General features: G+C 56.9%; 2 protein-coding genes. Both read left to right on the top strand.

The annotated features are described in order from the left end of the window. Window positions 1-489 precede the first annotated feature (489 nt). Window positions 490-870 carry a hypothetical protein gene (locus tag H1Y01_RS11630; RefSeq protein WP_180540688.1) on the top strand — a complete coding sequence of 127 codons (381 nt, stop codon included), beginning with the start codon at window positions 490-492 and terminating at the stop codon, window positions 868-870. Window positions 871-914: 44 nt separating this feature from the next. Continuing rightward, on the top strand, window positions 915-3,009 hold a 2,095-nt coding region (locus H1Y01_RS11625; protein WP_180540687.1), incomplete at its 3' end, for a hypothetical protein.

Raw genomic sequence — 3,009 nt, 5'->3', positions numbered from 1 at the left:
GGACGGGCGCAATATCAACGCGCTGACGAGCCAGCGCTTGACCGATATCGGCGGCGGTCCGACGTTTTATAGCTGCTTGGTGGAAGTAGAGAAGCTCGGCGATTGACTGACAGCCCCGAAATCCCCATTCTGAGCCGCGACAGTAATGGAGCTGGTGCTCCGGAAAAGAACCTTCGAATGCCTTTTACTGCGCGAGAGCGGCATGTTCCCCAAGTGCACCGCTCCGTGGCCGTCGCCGCTCGGAATGCCGTATTTACATCGACACAAATACTGCCCGGATCGTACCTGTTAAAACGGCGAACGTGGTTTATCGGTGGACTAAAGGTATTTAGGCGTTGGCCGGTCGTTATTATAGCGGCCGCTCTCCATCTGCATCTCGTCGCTCAACACCCCGTGGCGAAGTTGGAACTGCGGTTGTCAGTGCAGGGGACGGATAAGCTGTTCCCGCAGAGATTCACCGTTCTACTTATCAATACAAATAGCGCTCCTGTGAAACTACCCACGCCTGCGCTGTCCTGCACGAACTCTTATAATGGCAGCGTTCAATTGCAAATGAAGTTCCAGCCGTTAGACCAACACTCGAATTTGCCTGGATTCGGGCGTGGTTGCGGGGGCGGCGTTTACGATGCGCCGCGGGGGCCGGCACGCATCGAAGCGTGGAAGACGTTGCAGCCGGGAGAGTCTATTAAGCTGTCCGGCGCGATCCACGAACTCTTCCACGACCAGGGTTCCGGCACCTATGATTTTTGGGCCGTGTACGAACCTCCGGAATTGAATCCGTCTGAGCGGTTGATCTTGGATCGATCCCACGATGATTTGCCGGATCACGAATTGACGTCCAATCACGAAGTCTTTGTTGAACGGCCCTAACGGAGCCCGGCTGTATAATTCCGTGTTGGTGACAACCCTGCCGCTTGCGTAAACTTAACCCACTCGTACCTTACTTGGTTATCATCTTCGGCGTCGTTTCTGTTTTCTCGAAGCTTGTACTGACCGATCAGTACACGTTTCTTGCTCATCCCGACGGCGCGAGCGAGGTGTTGCCCAGGCTACAAGCGCAGGTATATGCGGTGCGTCACGGGTCAATTGCGCTGTGGGACCCATTCTCATTCCTCGGCATGCCCCTGATCGGTCAAATGGAGCCCGGCATAGCGAATCCGTTCAATTTACTCCTCGCGATCGCGCCGTTGAAAGACGGGCGCATACAGATCTACTTCATTGGTTTGTGGTTTGTCGCGCTACATTGCTTTGCGGCGATCTTCGCGTATCTTCTTGTTCGTGACTTAGGAGTTTCGCGCGGCGCAGGTGTCATCGCCGGCGTGTTCTATGCCACCTCGGGTTTCATGGGAACGATTCACTGGCCGCAATTCTTCGAGGCCACCATGCTTGCGCCCTTAGTATTCCTATTCCTCCTGCGCGCGATGCGCGGCCGCGCGCCACTCAAGAATGCCGCATGGGCCGGCGTTTTCCTCGGCATCTCATGGACGGGAGGCCATCACGTGCCGGCGCTGGTGTTGACTCTAACCGCGTTCGCCGTAGCATCGTCCATGTTTTTCCGGGCGGGTTATCGCAAGCAGGCGGCAATTCGCTTCGCAACGATGCTCCTGTTCATGGCCCTGATAAGTGCCGTACAGTTGCTGCCATCCTTCGAATATGGAAGACGCGCCATCCGGTGGACCGACTCCGGCCCGCTGGGTTGGGCAGATCAAATTCCATTCCCCGAGCACGAGAAGTACGGACTCTCGCCGTCCGATCTCTTGCATTTCGTGTGGCCGGGTTTGCCCAATGGGGGCGATCCCTTTGTCGGTGTTCTCGCTTTGAGCCTGGCCGCCCTTGCTATCTGGGGCGCATTCCGCCGCGTCGAAGTTCGCTTGTTCCTATTAGTTGCCGTGGCCGCGCTGCTCTACGCGATGCCCAAGAATAACGTCCTCTATGGCTGGCTTTACAGATTCGTTCCCATGGTGGAGAAAGCGCGGGAACCGATGATCGCGATGACCATGTGCCAATTTTCAATTGCCGTACTGGCCGCATTCGGGTTTGACACCTTACTCCGGGACCCGGAATCAAGCCGTAAGTCGGGAGTTACTCGCGCGCTGCTCTGGTTCGGGCTGGTCACCTTTGGGTTATTCGGTCTGGTCGCCTATCTGAAACCTACAGTAACGAGCACGATCTTTGACGGCGATCCGCGGATTGGAATGATTGCGCTGGTCGGGCTGCTGCTCGCTGGAGCCTACGCGGCGTGGCGGCGCGGTCAAATTTCACGCCGATCGGTGATTTTGTTTGTTCTCCTTCTGTTAATTGTGGAACAGGGCAACGAGTCCGTTTATTACTTGCAGAGTATGAGCTCCGAAGCCGCAGTCAAATATCTGCAACCCATCGAGGACACTCGCGACATTGCCCGGTACCTCGATACACAGCCGAACCCGAAGCGCGTCGAGATCAACGACAAGGATGTCCACTTTGATTTCGGGCAGTGGAACCGGATCGATTCCGTGCGCGCGTTCACCACCGGCGTTCTCGAACAGATGGTCAGAATGCATTGGTGGGAGGATCGTCTGGCGCGCCTGTACGGAGTCGGGTACGCGATTAGTAAACAGCCGCTTCGGCCAGGAGAGGTCGACGTTTTTACCAGCCGGAGCGGGCTGAAGCTGTTTCGAAATCCAGACCCGTTTCCACGCGCATGGACGGTTCACCAGACGCGGATCGTAAGCGATGAAGAGGACGCCGCGAGAGCCGCGCGCGACGACACCAGTCTCGATCTGCGCGCCGTTGCGGTGATGGTGAACCGAGCGCCCGCCCTGGAAAACTGTCCGGCGCCGGACCGCGTCTTGAAGATAATCGAGAGCGCGGAATACAGCTATGTGAAAGTCGATATGCAGTGCCGGGGATTAGTCGTTATTTCGGATAGCTGGTACCCCGGATGGCGCGCGACAGTCGATGGACATGAAGCCGAGTTATGGCGTGTGGATACAGTCATTCGAGGTGTGGTTGTGCCCAAGGGATCGCATG

The organism is Nevskia soli (assembly GCF_903970205.1).
GTDB lineage: Bacteria > Acidobacteriota > Terriglobia > Bryobacterales > Bryobacteraceae > Bog-113.
This window is presented reverse-complemented; position numbering and strand designations above follow the sequence as displayed.